Raw genomic sequence first — 17,853 nt, forward strand, 5'->3', positions numbered from 1 at the left:
CGTCTCGGGGGTCCACCTCGGCCATGCTTCTGCTACACCACGTCTGCCGTCCCCTTGTCCAGCACCACTTCTCCGGTCACCTCCCCTCTGCCTCCTCATCAACCGAGCCTGGGCGGTGAACGGTTACCCTTGGGCTTGCCCCGGTTACGTGGTGCTCCCGCGGTTCGTGTGGAGTCTGGGCTCATGCGGCTGACCGCATGAAGGAGGCATGCCTCCTCGTCGCCGCTGAACCACATCAGGCGCGGGAGCGCCACAAAACCGGGGCAGGCTCAGTAGACGAAGACCCCGGGGGAGCACTCCCCCCGGGGTCTCCGGAACACAATCGTCAGCACATCACCGTTTGGACCGCGGACTCCGCTTCGGACGCCGTCTGGGCTTCTGGATGATGATGTCGTACGAGGTCTCCCGGGTGGGAGAGCGGACGAACCCGGCACCTTCCGTTGCCAGGAACTCATCCAGCAGACGGATGATGGCGTCCAGCGTGCGCTCCAGGTCGCACGCGTTGGCTTCGTAGACTTGCTGGCCCCACCAGGTGGGTAGAGACCGCCACGTCGGGTGCCGCTTGTAGATCCATTCCCGGAAATACTCGTGCTGGCCCTTCCGCCCTGAATCCCCAAGGGCATCATCGTAGCCCATGATGTAGAGAGAGAGATGCTCGAGCGTGAAGTCCGGGGCAAACATCCTCGGGCGCATACAGATGTGGCGCATGTGCTCGAACAGGCTTCCGGCATTGAGCTTCACAGGGCTCATCGCAGCTCGCGCACCACTTGCATCGAGAGCTGCCCGGGAGACTTCTGGCGCTCCAGGTATTCAGTCACGGCCAACCCCGTGGGTCCGGTCATGGCATCGTAAACACGATCCTTGATCTTTACCGCGAAGTGAACGGAGTTATCGGAAATCTGGATGGTGCTGAGGGGCTCTCCGGCTCGTCGTTCCCCAGGCACCATGGGAGCGTAACACCTTCCCCACGCCCCTACCCTCGTCCGCGACACGTTCCATCCTCGCCAAGCTCATCGGCCAGAGCCACCAGCGAGGCGGTGGGGCGCGCCTCGGCGAAGGCGGTGAGCGAAGAGCAACCCCGCTCGCGGACCCGCTCGTACAGGCGGACCCGCCAGTTGCCTTCCCAGGCATCTCCGTCGCTCATCGCCCTCTCCAGCGGATGAAGTTCATCGAGATCCTGTATTCCATCCGCTCAGCGTGTTGAACCAGGGTGACAGACACGGCCATCCGGCCCGTGAGGCAGCGTCGCCCCGCGCGGGGCCACTGCCCCCCTGGCAACCTACCCGCTGCGTCTTCCCGTCCGTGACCGACCTGGCGGCTTGACGAGCCACCCGCCGCTCCGTGTAATTCCGGGGCGACAGCTTTCGGGATGCGTCGCTTCCGGAGGTGCGCCGTGTCCAACCGTCTTCCCGGCGCGCGCCCTACCCGCGAACGACTGGGCCCCTGCCTTGGCGCCTGGGCCCTCCTCATCCTCTTCCAGTTCGCATGTGCCACAGGCACCCCACGCAGCTTCGTGGCCTACCGCGACAACTCGCTCACGCCCCCACCAACGCCCAAGGAGCGGAGGGTGGAGCCCGGCCTGGAATCGGCCACCGCATACGAGGTGGACTTCCTGGAGCCCGGTGCCGTCGCCACCCGGCCGGTGCCCATCCCCAGGCCCGAATTCCAGCGGGCCTTCCAATGGCTCGCCCAGGACGTGCGGCTGGGGCACCTCCGTCCACGTGAAGCCGCGCTCGAGCTGCTGCGCCTCTCGCGCCAGCCGCCGCAGGAGGTAGAGACGGTGGCGAGCACGGGGGACTGGAACCTGGAGACGTACCGGGGCCGGGGCTACACCCTGGTGCCCGAGCGCCAGCAGGGTCCGGTGTTCCTCACCCCCGAGGCGGATGAAACCCTCAAGCAAAGGTATCTCCGCTGGTGCGAGCCGCGGGGCGGAGGCGACTGCCTGGGCCTGCTGGACGACGGGCCCTACCTCCGCGCGGATGACCGGCGCACGTTCGCCCTGGCACTGGCCTTCGGCACCGTGCTCGACGAGACACGTGCCGCCCTGGGCCGGGAGTTGCTCAGCGTGCAGGCGCTCGTCTCCATGGTCGTCTGGACGGTCGCCCTCTACTGCATGATGTGGGTGGTGCCCGAGCCGACGACCAAGGCCCTGGCCGCCAGCCTGACCCTCCTCATCGTGGGCTACCTGGGCCTCCAGACGGTGTACGGCCTCATGGACGGCTGGGCCCGCATGGCCCATGCGGCCCACGAGGCCACCACCTTCGACGAGTTGCGCGCGGCGGGCGAGGCGTTCGGCAAGGTACTGGGCGAGGACGCGGCGCGGGCCATGCTCCTCGCCGTAGCCGCTCTCAGCGGGCACACGCTGGGGCAGGTGGTGGCGCGGGTGAAGTCACTGCCGGGCTTCAACCTCGCGGGAGCGCAGTTCGAGGCCCAGGGCGGCGCAGCAGTCATGGGGCGCCTGGAGCTCACGGAGGCTGCGCTCGCGACGGAGGGTGCCCTGGCCAAGGCCGTGGCGGCGGCGGAAACGGTAGCTACCTCACCGCAAGGCCCCATGGCCCTGGTGATGCTCAAGAAGGGGACGGGCCATGGGGCGGGACAAGCCCCAGGGGGCCGCTCCGCCGAAACCGTGATTCGTCACCGAGGCGGCAACCGGCAGGTGGAGCTCAGCGACGGGCAGCGCTGGCACCTGCCACGCGGCAAGTCGGCTGCGGATATTCCCGCCGAGGACAAGATTGGCGACATGCTCCAGGAGGCCGTCACCAAAGCCGCCAAGAAGTGGGGGCCCGACAGGCTCTCGCGCAACGAGCGAGAGGCCATCGACGAAGCCCTGAAGAAGGGCGAATACTGGCTGGCGAGACTGCTGGAACGCGAGGCCCGGGGGCGCTACGTGGAAAACGAGGTGCGAGAACAGTTCCAACATCTCTACAACTTCAGCCGGAACAAAGGGATCGATGTAGAAGTCCCCGGAGGCTACAAGTACGAGATTCTCTCCGGGACGGACTCGAATCTAGCCCGTCATGGCAGGCGCATGGCGGGCGAGTTCTTCCGGATGCTCACCTTCTGAGCGGGCGGCGCATGCTCTACAACAAGGTCTTCTACCAGGGTCAGGAAATCGAGAACGAACGACTGGAGCTGACCGACAAAGGCTCGCTCTACTTCCTCGGCTCCGGGCTGACGCTCCGCAACTGCACGGTCGTCGTCAAGGTCTCGGGTAGGAACCTGTTTCTGACCGGCTCCCGTTTCATCGACTGCACTTTCGAGGTGAAGCAGGAGCTGAAAAACCACCAACAATGGGTGAAGGCCTCTCTAAAGGGGTGCCGCTTCAAGGGGCGGCTGACCGGGTGCGACTTCGGGCACTGGCCCGACTACGGCACGGGTTGGGAGCACGGGGCCATCGAGGACTGCGACTTCAGCGAGGCCCGCCTGGATGGCTGCCGCATCATGGGGTCGGACCCTTCCACCATTCGCTTTCCCAAGTGGCCCTGCTTCACCCTCCTGGACCCCATCAGGCGAGCCCGCGAGCTCAACAGCGTCCAGTGGCCGGGAGGTTTTCGCCCCATTGTCGTGGAGGGTCAGTACAGGGATCCTCCCTGCACAACGGCAGTAACGCTCTACGCTCCGACCCTCGCCAAACGACGCGAGACCACCGAGGAAGCATTCAGAGCGGTCGTCGAGCAGTTCGACTGCATCGTCTACTGACGTAGCCATGGGTTGGGCCCGGCGGTTCCTTGATTGATTCGCGAGCCCTCCCGAAGGGCGCGCCGGACCAGCGGGTGGATTGGCTCGCCACGTGCTTGGGGTCCCTCCCCATGTCCGGACCCCATGACCTCTTCGCCCGCTATACTTTCGGCCATCCCGAGCGGGCCGCGGCCGAACTGCGGGCCGTCCTGCCCCCGCATGTCGTCTCCGAAGTGGACTGGACGTCCCTGCGGCGAGAGCCCGGCAGCGTGGTGGACCCGGAGCTGCGGGAGACCGAGAGCGACCTGCTCTTCTCGGCCCGCCTTCGCACCGGTCAACCGCTGCTCCTCTATGTGCTGCTCGAGCACCAATCGTCGGTGGACAGGTGGATGGCTCTGAGAATGCTGCGCTACGTGGTGCGCCAGGTGGAACGCTGGCGCCAGGAGCATCCGGACAGCACGCTGCTTCCCCTCATCCTTCCGCTCGTCATGTACCACGGGCCAGAGGGAGCCTGGACGGCGCCGCGCCGGGTGGAGGACCTCTTCGACCTGCCAGAGGACGCGACACAGCGGGAGCAGTGGCGCTCGCTGGTGCCGCGCTTCGAATACCTGCTCGATGATCTGACGACCGAGCGAGCCGAGGCCTTGATGGCGCGTCCTGGCCCGCCCCTGGCCCGGCTGGCCCTGCTCGTGCTGCGCTACGGACGCACCGAGGAGCTGGCCCGGAGATTGCCGGACTGGACGGCGCTCTTCGCCCAGGTGCAGGCCAGCCCCAACGGGCAGGAGGAATTGCTCATGGTCGTGCGCTATCTGCTCCTGGTTGGAGACAGGACGGTACGTGGCGCCACGGGGCAGGTGCTACATTCGGTCTTGGGTACGCAACGCGCGGAGGAACTGATGCGCAGTTATGGCGAGGAGCTCATCGAGCAGGGCCGCGAGCAGGGCCGCCAGCAGGGGCTGGCACGGGGACGAGCCGAGGGACGAGCCGAGGGACGAGCCGAGGATGTTGTCCGGATTCTCGCCGCGCGCGGCGTGCACGTCGACGACGAGGCCCGCCGGCGCATTCTCACCTGCTCGGACCTGGACACCCTCGACCTCTGGTTCGATCGGGCCCTGCGCGCCTCCACCCTCTCCGACGTCCTGGATGACCTGGCTCAGTAAGTGAGCTGCACCTCGGCCCTCACCCGGCTCGTCCCACCGTCAACGCGGTGTCGAACCTCGGGGCCCTCCTCGGGGTGCCCTTCGTATTCGGCAGAGGGAGACCAGGAGGGTGGCTCCTCCTCGCTTGCTGGTTGTACCTGGCTGTTGTCATGGACCTCTTCTCGCGCGAGGTGCTGGCGAAGCTCACGCCTCCTCGTCGGGCAGGATCGTAAGCAGGAGCTCGTCGTCGGGGCCGATCGGCCGCCAGCCAGGCGGAGGCGGTGAAGCACGGAGCGCTGCCCTGGCTCGCTCGACGCGCTTCTGATGCGTCTCTGGTGTATAGGCGGACCAGCGACCGATTGCCTTGGCAACCTTGAACCGGTTGGCGTCATCCAGGACAGCCGGCCAGCCATCCGGAAGACTCTGGGACAACATGCGCACGAGCACATCGCGCACGAAGCGCGTGACCTGCTTCCGCTGCTCCGCCTCGGCGAGCAACCCGCTCAACACCTGCACTCCGGCGACATCGTCCTCGCCAAGCTCATCGGCCAGAGCCACCAGCGAGGCGGTGGGGCGCGCCTCGGCGAAGGCGGTGAGCGAGGAGTAACCCCGCTCGCGGACCCGCTCGTACAGGCGGACCCGCCAGTTGCCTTCCCAGGCATCTCCGTCGCTCATCGCCCTCTCCAGCGAATGAAGTTCATCGAGATCCTGTACTCCTTCATGCTCTCAGCGACGATGTCCAAGACCTCGTTGCGCGTCAACATCCGTCCAGCTTCAACCTCGGCGTCGCGCAGCGCCTTCATGCTCATCCGGTTCCATTCACCGGGCCATACGCGCCCCAGCTTCCAGTTCCCACCTCCGTGTATTGCCTGGTGGTGTGCCTGCTCGAGCTTGACGCAGAACTGGTCGATATCCATAACGCCGCCAGGGCCCGCCGCCGACACAGCCTCCCGCGAGCCCCGGCGACGGTGGGTAGAGGCGAGCGGAGGAGACTCATCGCTCGGCCCTTCGACCAACGAAGGCCCCGAAGCCTCATGCGGCGTGTAGCGCAGGTTCATCCCCTAGCCGGACGGTGGCGTCAGCGACGCACAGCCGACGGAAAGCAGGGCCACGACGAGCAGCAGGCCCGCCCGCAGGGCCCGTAGCAGGTCAGTGCACATGGTCCACCCAGGCCCACCGTAGAGAAGGCTCTCCCGGGCACAGCCCGCCATCGGTTGCCGGAAACAACAACGTGCCGCCCGCCGGGATGCCCCAGGACCCATTGCCATGCCCTTTATGCGTATTCCGGCCAACTTTAGAGCGTGTTGAACCGGGGAAGTGCACTGGCGAGGGAGCCGCATCAAGAGAGGCGCTCCGGGCGCAGAACCTGCTAAGTTGAGGTCCTGGGAGGTAGGCCCATGACCTCACATCTGAATTCCCCTGTTCCAGAGACCTGTGGCGCGAGGGCGCCATGAATGCGCTCGACATGCCGCCACTGCCGCCCGGCACGCTCATCGCGGGTGACGTGGTGGAAGCCGTGCTGGGCTCGGGCGGCTTCGGCATCGTGTACCAGGTACGTGGCCCCCAAGGACACCGCTCCGCCCTCAAGATGGTGCCGGTGGAGAACGGTGAGGATAGAGCCTGGCGCGAGGCCCTCATCGGCTCGCGCGTGAGCCTGAACCACCCCAACCTGGCGCGGGTGCTGGGCGCGGGCAGCTGGCCCGACAAGGACCCCCGCTTCGTCTTCGTGAAGCAGGAGTTGGTGGACGGAGTGAGGCTGGACGTCTGGGCGCGCGAGCACGCCGTGGACACCCACCAGGTGGTGGACAGGGTGCTGGAGGTGTCACGGGCCCTGGCGGTGGTGCACGAGGCCAGGGTGGTGCACCGGGACGTGAAGGAGGCCAACATCCTGGTGCGCAAGAGTGACGGGCAGGCGGTGCTGGTGGACTTCGGGGTGGGCTACTACGAGGGGGCGCCCACCCTCACCGAGGGACTGTTTCCCCCGGGCACGCCCCGCTACCGCAGCCCCGAGGCGTGGCGCTTCGGCCGGGAGAACCAGGACGTGCAGGGGGCGCACTACCGGGCCGGGGTGGGAGATGACCTGTACGCGCTGGGAGTCGTCTTCTACCGGCTGCTGACGGGCAGAGACCCCTTCCTGCTGGGCGAGCGCGGAGGGGTGGACGTGGAGGCCGTGTTGCACCAGGCGCCGCTGCCGCCGCACCTCGTCAACCCGCGCGTCCCCCTGGCGGTGGAAGCGGTGTGTCTGCGGCTGCTGGAGAAGAAGCCCGAGGACCGCTACCCGGGCGCGGTGGAGCTGTGCGCGGCATTGGAGGCGCTGAGGGCCTGGCCGGACGAGTCCTGGAAGGTGCCACTGCACGGCAGAGCAAAAGTGGCCGGCAAGAGGTGGGCGCGAGGGCGAGGTGCGACGGCCTGGGCGGGCATGGGGGTGGGGCTGGTGCTGGGCGGCGGGTGGCTCGCGGGGCAGTGGTGTGGCGGGCGCGACGTGGCCACCGTCTCCTCACCCGTCACGTCGCCCGCCAAGCCGCCAACGCGGGAGGCCAACGCTGGCCAGGAAGTGGCGCCCCCGGAGCCGCCGCCGGAGTCTGCTCGGGCCGCGACTCCGCCGCCGGTGGAGCCTCCCCTCGCGGCCGCCGCCTCGCCCGCGGCGAGCGGAAAGGACACAGCCGCCGTGAAGAAGCAGCAGAAGACGACCGGCCCCCAGCGGGAAGTGCAGCCCAAGCGCGCGGAGGCCGCCGCGCGCAACGTGTGTCTGGGCCTGACGGGAGCCGCCCTTCAGGCCTGCCTCAGCGCGCAGCAGCAGGTGCCGCCCGTACGCTCGGAGCCTCCACCCCAGGAGTGCCCGGCGGGCGCCGTGAAGACCATGACCGAGACGCTGGGCCTGCGCATTGGAGAAAGAACGGAGGTCGAGTGGTCCGACGTGCGGGGCAGGCCCGTTCCCGTGCGCGAAGACACCCCTGTCATCATCGCTGGCAACTGGAGGGCTTCCACCCGCCAGCTCGCGCTGCCGAACAACACCCGGCTCCACGGGCGGCTCTACTTCGGCGAGAAGAAGGTGTACGGCCGCTTCACCGAGGCACGCACGCCCAGCGGGGAGACGTATCGGGTCTGCATGGACCTGTACTACTACGAGCCCGGCACCCCCATTCAGCCCGGCAGCGAGCCGGGGAACATGCTGGTCGGACCCGTCGCGCAGGTGCGAGTGGTGGACCACTTCGACTAGGGACAGCCAGCGACACGGCGCTGGGAGCCGCCATACACTACCGGGTAGGAGGTGTGGTAGAGGACCACGTTTCCAGTCTCCTCCACATTGTCTGGGAGTCCCCGCTCCGTGTTCGCCCTGTCTTCCACCGCCCTCGTGGGAGTGGTCCTGTTGGCCACGCCCGCCGATGCCGCCGTTCAGTCCCCGCTTCCCACTTGTGAGACGGGCGTGCGCCACGTCGAGCTCACCGCGGACGCCGCCGACAAACGACACACGGTGTGCATCCACCCGGGACTGTCCACCAACCTGCTCTTCGACTCGAAGTTGGCACGCGTGGAACTGGCCGTGCGGGAACGGTTCCGGGTGGTGCTGCAAGGAGAGACGGCCCTCACGCTCGTTCCCACGGAGGCGCTGGAGGATGGGGAGCGCGTGCCGGTGACGGCCTGGTTCCAGGACGGCGCGGCCCCCGCGAGTGCCACTTTCGAACTGTGGGTGCACCCCACCCAGGCCGAGGGACAGGTGGAAGTGACGCGCCAGCCGCGCACGCTCACCTCCTACCGGGAGGGCGAGCAGCAGGCGCAAGCGGAGGCCCGGCAATGCCGGGAGGAAAAGGCACGCATCCAGGCGGAGTGCGCCGAACAGGCAGGGCTCACGGGCCTCATCGCCAAGGGACTGGGCAAGACGGGTGTTGCTTTCAAGATGCTCGACTTCGATGTCACCGCGCGTCCGGGCAATACACTGACTCCAACCAGGGCGAGCAGCTACCGCTCCAACACCGAGCGCCAGGAGGGAGGGCAGAAGGTAGTGCGGCTGGCCATGGAACTGATGCTGAGGAACAACGGTGAGACACCCTGGAAGCCCGCCGGTGCGGTGCTATTGGGGCCCAAGCACGTGGAACTGAATGTGCTCGGCGTGTGGCCGAAAGAGCCCATTGCTCCGGTTGAGAAAGGCCGAATCGTGGTGGAAGTGGAGGCGAAGGAGAACGAGGCGCACGGCACCTTCACCCTGAAACTTTGGAGCCAGGAAGGTAGTGCCGCGGGCGAACTCTTCGATGGCGTGACGTTCCCGCAAGACTATTCCAATCATGGAATCCGCCACTAACACATCCCTATTTGCTCAAGAGAGCCGCTCGACCCTGATTTGAAAACTGACAGTGCGCCCAGACTCACGAGAAATCTCCTCAAGAAGCCTCGGATGCATCAAGAGTTCGCACCCAGCTAGAGTCGGCACTCCACCCGCTGCTGTAGCGCCGCCAATAGGTCTTAAATGCCACGAGCGCACGGCTAGCATCAACTGCCCTGCATGATCCACCCATGTTAACGGCCCCGGCCAATTACCAGGCTTAAGCCCATATCGTGCTGCAATCCGTTGGGGGGGGACAAGCATCCAACAGGGTCCTAGCACGTCCCTCCAAAGACATGCTGCCACCAGTGGCCCGTAGACTCCTTGAAGGTTGATTGAGTCAACTGGGGCCTGAGCTGTTTCGAACCACTGCTCTGGATCCAAGCAATGCCCCCACGGAATCCCTTGGCTCACATCATCGATACTGGCAACGAGCACTGCCCCGGCCATTACGATGAATCTGCCGGCAGGTGCGCTCCAAACATCCTGTCTCGACTTTATTATCTCAGTTTCGACGTACCCAATTCGACACCAACCCGCAAACTCATCTTCGGCAGGCAGGATAGGCGGTTCTCCTGCGCCATCCATAACCACGGAGGGCAGAGGCAGAATCGGACGGAGTGAACGGCTCGCATCCAACCCTACTTGTATCCGAAGACGAGGAAGAAGCCTGGGCAACCAACTTTCGAACTGAACTTCGGACACCCGTCCTTGCAGCCGAAGGTACGCCTGAACTTGGTTCAAAGCTTCTTGCAAGTAGGTTTCGAACATCTCTGTCGACCAATGCAGAACCGGGGCGAGTGGCATATCCCTGTCAGCGGGATGTTGAGCGAGTTCGAAACGATCTAGCTCTCGTCCAGCATGCATCGTTCCCTCTTTGAACGGTCCCCCGTATCCTGCTGCAATCAAATCCACAAAACATGGCATCAAATCATTGAGAGCATTTAGCCGTTCTCCCCAGTCGAGCTGTTCAGCAACACTTCGCTGGGCGGACGTCGCAGCCAGCACCGGCATCCAGATTTCCGGGGCGGTATCGGCTGGATGCACATCAATACGCGCCAGAAGCTTTCGCGCGAGAACTCTATCACCCCAAAGCTCACTTTGAGCGTAGCTCTCGAGCACAGAGCGAATAGCCTGAGTAATAATGAAAGGGGATTGCTCCGAGAAACAAAGCGCGTGGAGAACCATCCGCGCTGATGTAGAAGTGGAGTCTCGCGCAAGAAAGCGTTGAAGCGGATTGGGGACTACTTGCGGTCGATTTTGAATGATACCGGCAAATCCGAACAGCGCCCTCCGTTTCACATCAAGAACTGGATGTTGAATGCGTGCAAGCAGAATCGCCACCAGCCCTTCTTCTACCGACCATTTTGGCGTGCCAGCAACGCTAAATGGAATGAACACCCCATTCTTGCTCGACTTACTCGGAAGCCTATATTGAATCACCTCAAATGCCGCCTCCCAACAAAATTGCGCCAGCTCATTCTCTCCAATGTCATCGAAGCGGCGCATTACATTCCTCGCAATGCCCGTAGTATAACCCGAATCACACACCAGCCGAACAATTTCCAACGCTAGGGCTTCAAGAGCATGATGGCGATCTAGGACAACCGCCTCTTTGAACCATTTCGCACTGTCTACATCCCCCAAGACCACGAACACACTCTTACTGGGAGAGCGAGCATAGGCTAGCGACAGTGCAACTGAAGCTTCACAGGCAAATCCTGCGCGACGAAGTCCTTCAGCAATTTCCATGAGTGGCAAAACGCCATCAATACTGACGTTCGGAACCGCCTGAGCAAGGAGAGACAGGAGCCTCTTAACTTCCTCAGACTGCCCGGCCTGGAGCATTTCCAGAAACCGGTAGCCAATTGCGTTCACAACATGATCACGCTCATCAACTGATAGTCCCTGCCAACTCTCAGACAGGAGTTCACGCGCCCGCGCAACAAACCGCATTGGCGAGCAATCCACAGGAAAAGCATTTTTCTCCTTAAGGTCATCAACAAGCGCAGTCCACCTAACCCTGCCAAGCGCTTGCTCAGTTCTGACTGGGTTGCCAACTGGTTCGGACACATAAGGAACTGACATTCCTCGCTCTTGGGCAATTTGACGCAACCACTCAAATGCATTGGGGTGAAAATATTTAGGGTCACCCTCGACCTGCGCGAAGAACCTGCGAAGCGCCTCTCTTCCGAATCTTGGTTCTTGAGCAAGCAGTCTATCAAGAACAACCATTCGCTCCTGAATCAAGGGAAGGACTTCGCTTTCCGTCTCGAACTCGAACCGCACAGCCTCTTGGAGTGCCGTGAGGAGAATAGGATCTGCCAGCCCAGCAAGCTGCGCTAAAGAAGAAGTTAGAGCATCCTCCAAACGCCAATCCACCACACCCGCATTCAAACTCATGCTCTGAGCCAGCAGCGAGAGTGCGGCTGCCGGATCTGCTTTGAGCAATGCATCAAACCACGCATTCAGAGCGTAGCGAGTGTCCTTGCCGTCGGTGTGTTCGAGCACCGAGTTGGCGAGAGATTGAAGACGCTCAATAGCATCAAGACGCCAGGACCTGGATGCGGGAGCATCCGGAAGTCCACGAATAATCTCGTAAATTGCGTGGTCCCGTCTATATCCATATGCAGCAAAGTATCGGGCCGCTTTCTCCCAGTGTATCCGTGCATTATCCCGCTGGTCGGCAGCAGCAAGCACTCGCGCAAGCATCAATTCAACATCACCCTGGTTAGAAAAAAATTCTCTACGACTCTCAGCACCAGAAACCTGGGTAACCACTACTCTCTGAATCTTCTCTCGCACATCTAAGCGCGCAGCGTAGGGAAGCAAGATTTCGCCGAGGTCTTCTGGCAACACAGGGCCAGCAGGGTATCCTCGCAGACGAATAGAAGTACCGGTTAGTAATTTCTCAAGAATGTCTAGGACCTCGCCCCAGTCACTCTCGCTCGTGAGCAGTCGGAGCCCACGCTCTAGCGTGGAGCGAATCAACAGCCGATGTTGGGTCAGATCGATTAACCGAGGGGCTCCAACAAACGGACGCATGTCGCCAATCAATTCGGCGAATGCATTTCGCACTGTCGTTGCTCTAAGCTCCGCTTGAGCTATACGCTCAGCATAAATGATTCCAAGGACGTATCTCAACCAACCACGGTACCACCCGGGACCATTGAGCAATGGCCTATAAGCATCCAATTGGGCCGGATCAATGGATGCGACAATACCACAAAGAGCGATCCAATCTTGTATCGCAGTCTCGTCGATGAAGTGGCGTTCTCCATTGAGGCCAACATTAAGACTATGAAGCGAGGCAGTTGCTCCCGGAAGTCCCGCGACCGAAACCCCGAATTCGATCGCTTCGAATTGTATTGGCAATCTGGGCGAAAATTGGAGCACCCTATCAGCTGCAATTTTCGCCTGTGCTAGACTACCTTCTTCCTTTAGCAGGCGGGCTGCTTCAATAAAAATCAGTGCTCGACAGTGCAGCGAAAATTCGTCTGCATCAAGAGCAATCACGGCCCCCGCACCCTCAATCTGCCCATACTTCCTAATTAAAAATCGGATAGCTACTAACGGAATTTCAGGGTTTTTGAGCACACGAACTAGCCATTCTCGCCCGGATTGCTTACCCTTTATCCGGAGGGTGCCATGCAGCTTGGCAATAAGAACGGTACCCAACTCGGGAGGTTCAAGTTCCACCGGTACCTCGGGAAGCCCGAGGTACTCCTCCCATGGAGGCACTTGGCCCAAATCATCTATCCACGAGCAAATGACAAGTCCGAGTAGCTTCGGAAATGTAGGCCGACCTTCAAAAACCAGTCGCTGAGCTAGGGCTTCTGCTCCCGCGATTTCAATGAGGGTTCGCCAATAAAGCCACCGATTGAAAAGATGATCTTCGAAGCAGTATCGAAGCGCACGATGTAGCTCCGTACAGCGAACCAACTCTGGCCAGCGCTGAGCACGAGCAGCCACCTCAAGAGCGATGGCAAGATTTCGCTCTACAGCCGCATGAGCATGGCCAGCCGCAACACTCATTGCAATAAAGTCTGTTCCTACCTTCGCCAACAACTCCTCTGCTCTATCTGCTCGCCAGAGCGCGGGAAGAAGATACCGGTATGCCTTGGCGTCGTTAAAAAATCCTCTACGATTTAGCCACTGTATTACTGGATCCAGTGCGTCTGCCAAGGTTAGATCGGCTTCGCGAAACCGTTCCACAATGAACCGTCGAAAGCTCTCGTGAAACACACGGAAGCCGCCTTGGCCTGCTATCTCCTGCAGAACAGGCCGGATGGAGGAGAGGGCCGCCCCCAACCGCGGTCGATTGAGCGGTGGGATAATTTCTCTGAGTTCCGATTCGGTAACTGCGAAATCGATAACTCCCAAGATATCAGCCACAGATTGCGCTATTCTTTCGGCATGCTGATACAAATATCCATAATAATGGTTAATGTCCCCCTGCAGCGGAATAACAGAGACACACCACTGTTGAGGATCTAGGAGTTCTCCAGTTCTCACCCGTGCGAGAAGCTCTCGCATAAGGAATGTCGCATATAGAGGGCTTCCCTCTGAACGCTCTGCTATGGTTTTGACTAAAGATGATGGCTCGATGCGAACCTGCTCTAGGAGTTGTAACAATCCATATCGTTCAGCCAAATTCCAGATCTCTTCGAGCGACCAGTTTGGCAAATCAAATTTCACTGCGTCGCTAGCAAGAGGCTCAAGGTGCTTCCCAGGTTGCGAGCCAATAATGAGGCATACATTCTCGGGGAGCACCCATGACGAGAGTTCCTCGACGATTGCGGTCTCTCCGAGAGTGAGATGTCTTGCCTCAGTCCGGACGCGAGATATGTGGTCTAGTCCGTCTACTATCAATACAACAGGACGATTTGGGTCTTGTTGAGAGGCAGCCCGTAGCACGCGAACGAGCTCATCCGGAGTCGATGCAAAGGCGCGCCCCTTTTCCTCGCGCAATAGCGGAGCCTGCGCTAGCAGTTCTCCAAGGAGGTTCCCAACAAGAACGTTAATAGTTACCCGTTGCTCAACAAGCGGATCACCAGGCTCCAAATAGCAATAATGACGAGCGACAAGGTATCCATCTTTGCGCAACTCGTCTCCAAATGCGGTGAGTTCCCAGGATTTGCCAGCGCCAGGAAGACCGACAAGTAGGATTATTCTTCCGCCTTCAAGTACAGTGCGTAGCGCTACTTTAAATTTTTTACGGTCTACTTGATAATCCGATTTAATCGGAAACTGCTGCGAAATCCTGCCATCATCTACTCGGAGTCCAATTTCGTAGATCACCTCGGCTGGGGTGAATGTTCTGCGCCGATTACGCGCAGAGGTAGCGAGCACAATAAGTTGAGCAGCAACATCTGCCGGAAGACGATGATGATTGGGATATGAGCCAATGCCTACTCGACTTACGAGAAAATCCAGCAGTTGCAGTTCAAGTGGTCCCGGTGCCGAAAGATCGCTAGACGACTGTGGGAGTTCTAGCTCGATTACAAACCGCTCAGCAAAGGCAAGGAACTCGTCTCGAGCAACATTTGCAAGCAGATGCCAGCGTGGGTCTGCCCCCTCTGGCCAGAGTTCTGAAGCACGCAGTTGAAACAGCCTTGCGTCACTGCGAGGAAGCGTGGGCTGTGCAGTGGATGGCTCAAGTACGTTTAGGAGTTCTAAGTCAGAAGGAAGAGACCAAACTGTTGATAGCCGATATTCGTTCGCTCCAACTGCAGCTTGAGTGTAGCTGCGAACAAGGTAATCAATTCGAAGGCTACTGTTTGAATCCACAAAGTGGGACAGAGTCAGTTCACGCGCACCTTCCTGGCTCCACTTCACCTGCCTCCGGACTACAGATGAGGCAGTCTGTATAGTGAGATCATCAAACTTGTCGCCTTCAAACTCCTTGCGATCAACCGTGAAACTCTCCACGCGCTCTACGAGGCCAACCGCCAACAAATAAGCGGTAATCAAGTCCTGGTATGCGTAGCCACGGTGTGCTGCAGCAAGATCTCCTCGGGCCATAGAGGAAGCATAACAGCACGCAAGAAAGTAGTAGAATATTTTGTTATTGCTCTAAACACAGGAATCTCCTCTCCTGGGTACCCGTTACCCTCCGGAATCTAAATACACCGAGCAAAACTCCCTATGCATGGAGGCAGCATTGCAAGCTGCTCGGAGGAAATGGTTGCGGAGATTCTCGAAGGAGAGTTGCACCTCAACCTCGCCCGGCTCGTCCACATATCAACGAGGCATCACTCCTGGGCATCCTTATTGGAGGGCCTAGTTCGGTACGAGTGGACCGGTGGGTGTGACATCCTCAACAAGCCGACACGGGTTCGTGGCGAACCATTCGACGTCATCGACCTCAAAGTTGACGCGTATTTGGTCCTGGTGATGGACTAGACCGAGGACGTTGGGAACCACAAAAAAACCGGGGCCGCTGGGAGGAGAGCGGCCCCGGTGGGTACTGCAAGACTGACGGAACTGCCTAGAAGATCTCCTCGAGCCACTCGCGCATGCGGCCCTTGACCTTCTTGTAGACGTTCTCCTCGCGGATGCGGAACATCCGCCGGTCCAGGTGCTTCGCCCCGTAGACCACCAGGCCCACGCCCGTCGCGTACATGGGGCTCTTCACCACGTCCACCAGCCCCCCAATGCCCCTCGGCATGCCCCGGCGCACCGGCAGCCCAATCACTTCCTCGGCCAGCTCCGGCATCCCCGCCAGCAGCGTCGAGCCACCGGTAATCACCACCCCCGAGGCCAGCAGGTCCTCGTAGCCGCACTTCTGGATCTCCCGGTGCACCAGCTGGAAGATCTCCTCCACCCGCGGCTCCAGAATCTCACACAGAATCTGCCGCCCGAGCACCCGCGGCTGACGGCCGCCCACGCTCGGCACCTCGATGGTCTCGTCCTTGTTCACCATCGACGCCAGCGCGCAGCCGAACTTCTGCTTGATGCGCTCGGCCTCGTGCGCCGGGGTGCGCAGGCCAATCGCGATGTCGCTCGTCAGGTTGTTGCCGCCCAGCGCGATCACCGCCGTGTGCACGATCGACCCGCCCGAGAAGATGGCGATGTCCGTCGTGCCTCCGCCGATGTCCACCAGGCACACGCCCAGCTCCTTCTCGTCCTCTCCCAGCACCGCCTCGGCCGACGCCAGCGGCTGCAGCACGATGTCCGCCACGTTCAGGCCCGTGCGGTTCGCGCACTTCACGATGTTCTGCGCGCTCGACACCGCCCCCGTCACGATGTGCACCTTCGCCTCCAGGCGCACCCCCGCCATCCCCAGCGGCTCCTTGATGCCGCCCTGGTCGTCGATGATGAACTCCTGCGGCAGGACGTGAATCACCTCGCGGTCCAGCGGAATCGCCACCGCCTTCGCCGCGTCGATGACGCGCGCGATGTCCGCCTCGCGGACCTCCTTGTCCTTCACCGCGACGATGCCCTGCGAGTTGAAGCCCTTGATGTGTCCACCGGCGATGCCCGTGTACACGTGGGAGATCTCCGCCCCGGCCATCAGCTCGGCCTCCTCCACCGCCCGGCGGATGGAGGACACCGTCGCCTCGATGTTGACCACCACGCCCTTGCGCAGGCCCTTCGAGGGATGCGTCCCGATGCCGATGATGTCGATCCCATTGTCGGTCAGCTCCCCGACGATGGCGCAGATCTTCGTCGTGCCGATGTCGAGGCCGACGATGATCTCCCCGGACTTCTGCTTCGCCATGACAACCCTCCCAGGCCCCCCACTCTCGTGAAAGGGGCGCGTACCTTACTGCGCCGAGGCCCCGCTCCTCTCGGACACGGGGCTCGAAAGCTTCACCGCCACCCAGCCGGGCCGCGCCCGGTTGTCCAGGTGGATGACCTGCGCCGACAGCCCGCGAGCACGCAGCTCCCCGCGCACCCGCGCCAGCCGCTCCAGCTTGGCGTCCGTCTCCCCCTCCCCCATCCGCACCTCCAACCCGTCCGCCGTCACCAGCACCATCCCCTCGGGCGACACCCGCACCTCGCTCAGCCGCTCGCGCTTGGGCGGCTGCGTCGCCGCGTAGGCGTCCGCCACCGCCAGCGCCCGGCGGAACTGCTCGCGCGTGCGCCCCTCGTCCCCCAGGTACCCCTCGCGGTCCACTCCCGTCACCAGCGGCAGGTCCAGCGAGTCCCCGGGCTGCAGCCGCTTGAAGGGCTCGCCCTCCTCGTTCACCAGATACAGGTCTCCCAGCACCGCCAGCGCCGCCGGCACGTGCTCGGTCACCTCCACCGACACACTCGAGGGGAAGTGGCGCCGCACCTCCACCGTGCGCACCCAGGGGTGCGTGGACATGGTGCGCTCCAGCGCCCCCACGTCCAGCGTCCACAGGTTCTGCCCCACCGTCAGCCCCGACAGCTTGAGCAGCTCGGCCGGCCTGGCCCGCTGCAGCCCGCTGAAGGTCGTCTCCTTCAACAGGAAGGTCGGCGAGGTGAGCGCCCAGCGCCGCAGCTCGATTCCGCCCCACACCAGGGCCACTGTCAGACCCGTCAGTAGGATGGCCTTGAGCAGGCCGGGTCCATGCGTGCGCACGGCCCCCTTCACCGCCTCCTTCTGCTGGGCGGCATCCTGACGACGACGGTTCTTGGACTTACCGAAAGCCATGGTGTGCGTCGGCGCATGCTGCGCGCGGTTGGATCTCCTCGCCAGTTTTTCGCTACAGACACGTGGCTGTAGCTCCCGGATCCACAAGGGAC

General features: G+C 62.1%; 11 protein-coding genes and 1 pseudogene. 5 read left to right on the plus strand and 7 right to left on the minus strand.

The features are described 5' to 3' along the window. Positions 1–333: 333 nt before the first annotated feature. A complete protein-coding gene (locus NR810_RS41035) occupies positions 334–741 on the minus strand; it encodes a hypothetical protein (RefSeq protein WP_257460641.1) in 408 nt (135 codons plus the stop codon). Between the two features lie 256 nt (positions 742–997). Continuing rightward, positions 998–1,144, minus strand: a pseudogene (locus NR810_RS41040) (NUDIX hydrolase); the annotation flags it as partial. 249 nt (positions 1,145–1,393) lie between these two features. Between NR810_RS41040 and sitA5 the strand changes: the two are divergent. The 3 genes from sitA5 (at position 1,394) to NR810_RS41055 (ending at position 4,838) form a co-directional block, all read left to right on the plus strand. Beyond that, complete coding sequence (gene sitA5 / locus NR810_RS41045; protein WP_257460642.1) at positions 1,394–3,064, plus strand: SitA5 family polymorphic toxin; 1,671 nt, start codon at positions 1,394–1,396, stop codon at positions 3,062–3,064. Between the two features lie 11 nt (positions 3,065–3,075). Then, positions 3,076–3,699, plus strand: coding sequence for a hypothetical protein (locus tag NR810_RS41050; protein WP_257460644.1), 624 nt, complete (start codon positions 3,076–3,078; stop codon positions 3,697–3,699). Positions 3,700–3,809: 110 nt separating this feature from the next. After that, complete coding sequence (locus tag NR810_RS41055) at positions 3,810–4,838, plus strand: Rpn family recombination-promoting nuclease/putative transposase (RefSeq protein ID WP_257460646.1); 1,029 nt, start codon at positions 3,810–3,812, stop codon at positions 4,836–4,838. Between the two features lie 183 nt (positions 4,839–5,021). On the opposite strand, the gene NR810_RS41060 is transcribed toward NR810_RS41055, so the two are convergent. Beyond that, positions 5,022–5,492, minus strand: a complete 471-nt coding sequence (locus NR810_RS41060; RefSeq protein WP_257460648.1) for an NUDIX hydrolase — start codon at positions 5,490–5,492, stop codon at positions 5,022–5,024. Continuing rightward, the gene (locus tag NR810_RS41065; protein ID WP_257460651.1) at positions 5,489–5,875 is read right to left on the minus strand and encodes a hypothetical protein; all 387 of its coding nucleotides are present in this window, start codon (positions 5,873–5,875) and stop codon (positions 5,489–5,491) included. Before NR810_RS41065 ends, NR810_RS41060 begins: the two co-directional genes overlap by 4 nt. 392 nt (positions 5,876–6,267) lie before the next feature. Here NR810_RS41065 and NR810_RS41070 point away from each other — a divergent pair, with 392 nt between their 5' ends. Further along, positions 6,268–8,037 carry a serine/threonine protein kinase gene (locus NR810_RS41070; protein ID WP_257460653.1) on the plus strand — a complete coding sequence of 590 codons (1,770 nt, stop codon included), beginning with the start codon at positions 6,268–6,270 and terminating at the stop codon, positions 8,035–8,037. Between the two features lie 108 nt (positions 8,038–8,145). Then, complete coding sequence (locus NR810_RS41075; protein ID WP_257460655.1) at positions 8,146–9,117, plus strand: DUF2381 family protein; 972 nt, start codon at positions 8,146–8,148, stop codon at positions 9,115–9,117. A gap of 15 nt (positions 9,118–9,132) precedes the next feature. On the opposite strand, the gene NR810_RS41080 is transcribed toward NR810_RS41075, so the two are convergent. From NR810_RS41080 to NR810_RS41090, 3 genes are all read right to left on the minus strand, one after another. Then, entirely contained in the window at positions 9,133–15,111 is a 5,979-nt protein-coding gene (locus NR810_RS41080; protein WP_257460656.1) for an ATP-binding protein, read from the minus strand. Between the two features lie 517 nt (positions 15,112–15,628). After that, positions 15,629–16,861, minus strand: coding sequence for a cell division protein FtsA (gene ftsA / locus NR810_RS41085; RefSeq protein ID WP_204226192.1), 1,233 nt, complete (start codon positions 16,859–16,861; stop codon positions 15,629–15,631). Positions 16,862–16,906: 45 nt separating this feature from the next. Next, on the minus strand, positions 16,907–17,761 hold the full coding sequence (locus NR810_RS41090) for a cell division protein FtsQ/DivIB (RefSeq protein ID WP_257460659.1): 855 nt from the start codon (positions 17,759–17,761) through the stop codon (positions 16,907–16,909). Between the last annotated feature and the right edge of the window lie 92 nt (positions 17,762–17,853).

Origin of the sequence: Archangium lipolyticum (assembly GCF_024623785.1) — a bacterium.
Classification (GTDB): domain Bacteria; phylum Myxococcota; class Myxococcia; order Myxococcales; family Myxococcaceae; genus Archangium; species Archangium lipolyticum.

Bases quoted from the DNA above. Each gene is read 5' to 3' on its own strand.
- NR810_RS41050 (WP_257460644.1), top strand. From the start codon at position 3,076: ATGCTCTACAACAAGGTCTTCTACCAGGGTCAGGAAATCGAGAACGAA.
- NR810_RS41055 (WP_257460646.1), top strand. From the start codon at position 3,810: ATGTCCGGACCCCATGACCTCTTCGCCCGCTATACTTTCGGCCATCCC.
- NR810_RS41060 (WP_257460648.1), bottom strand. From the start codon at position 5,492: ATGAGCGACGGAGATGCCTGGGAAGGCAACTGGCGGGTCCGCCTGTAC.
- NR810_RS41065 (WP_257460651.1), bottom strand. From the start codon at position 5,875: ATGAACCTGCGCTACACGCCGCATGAGGCTTCGGGGCCTTCGTTGGTC.
- NR810_RS41070 (WP_257460653.1), top strand. From the start codon at position 6,268: ATGAATGCGCTCGACATGCCGCCACTGCCGCCCGGCACGCTCATCGCG.
- ftsA (WP_204226192.1), bottom strand. From the start codon at position 16,861: ATGGCGAAGCAGAAGTCCGGGGAGATCATCGTCGGCCTCGACATCGGC.
- NR810_RS41090 (WP_257460659.1), bottom strand. From the start codon at position 17,761: ATGGCTTTCGGTAAGTCCAAGAACCGTCGTCGTCAGGATGCCGCCCAG.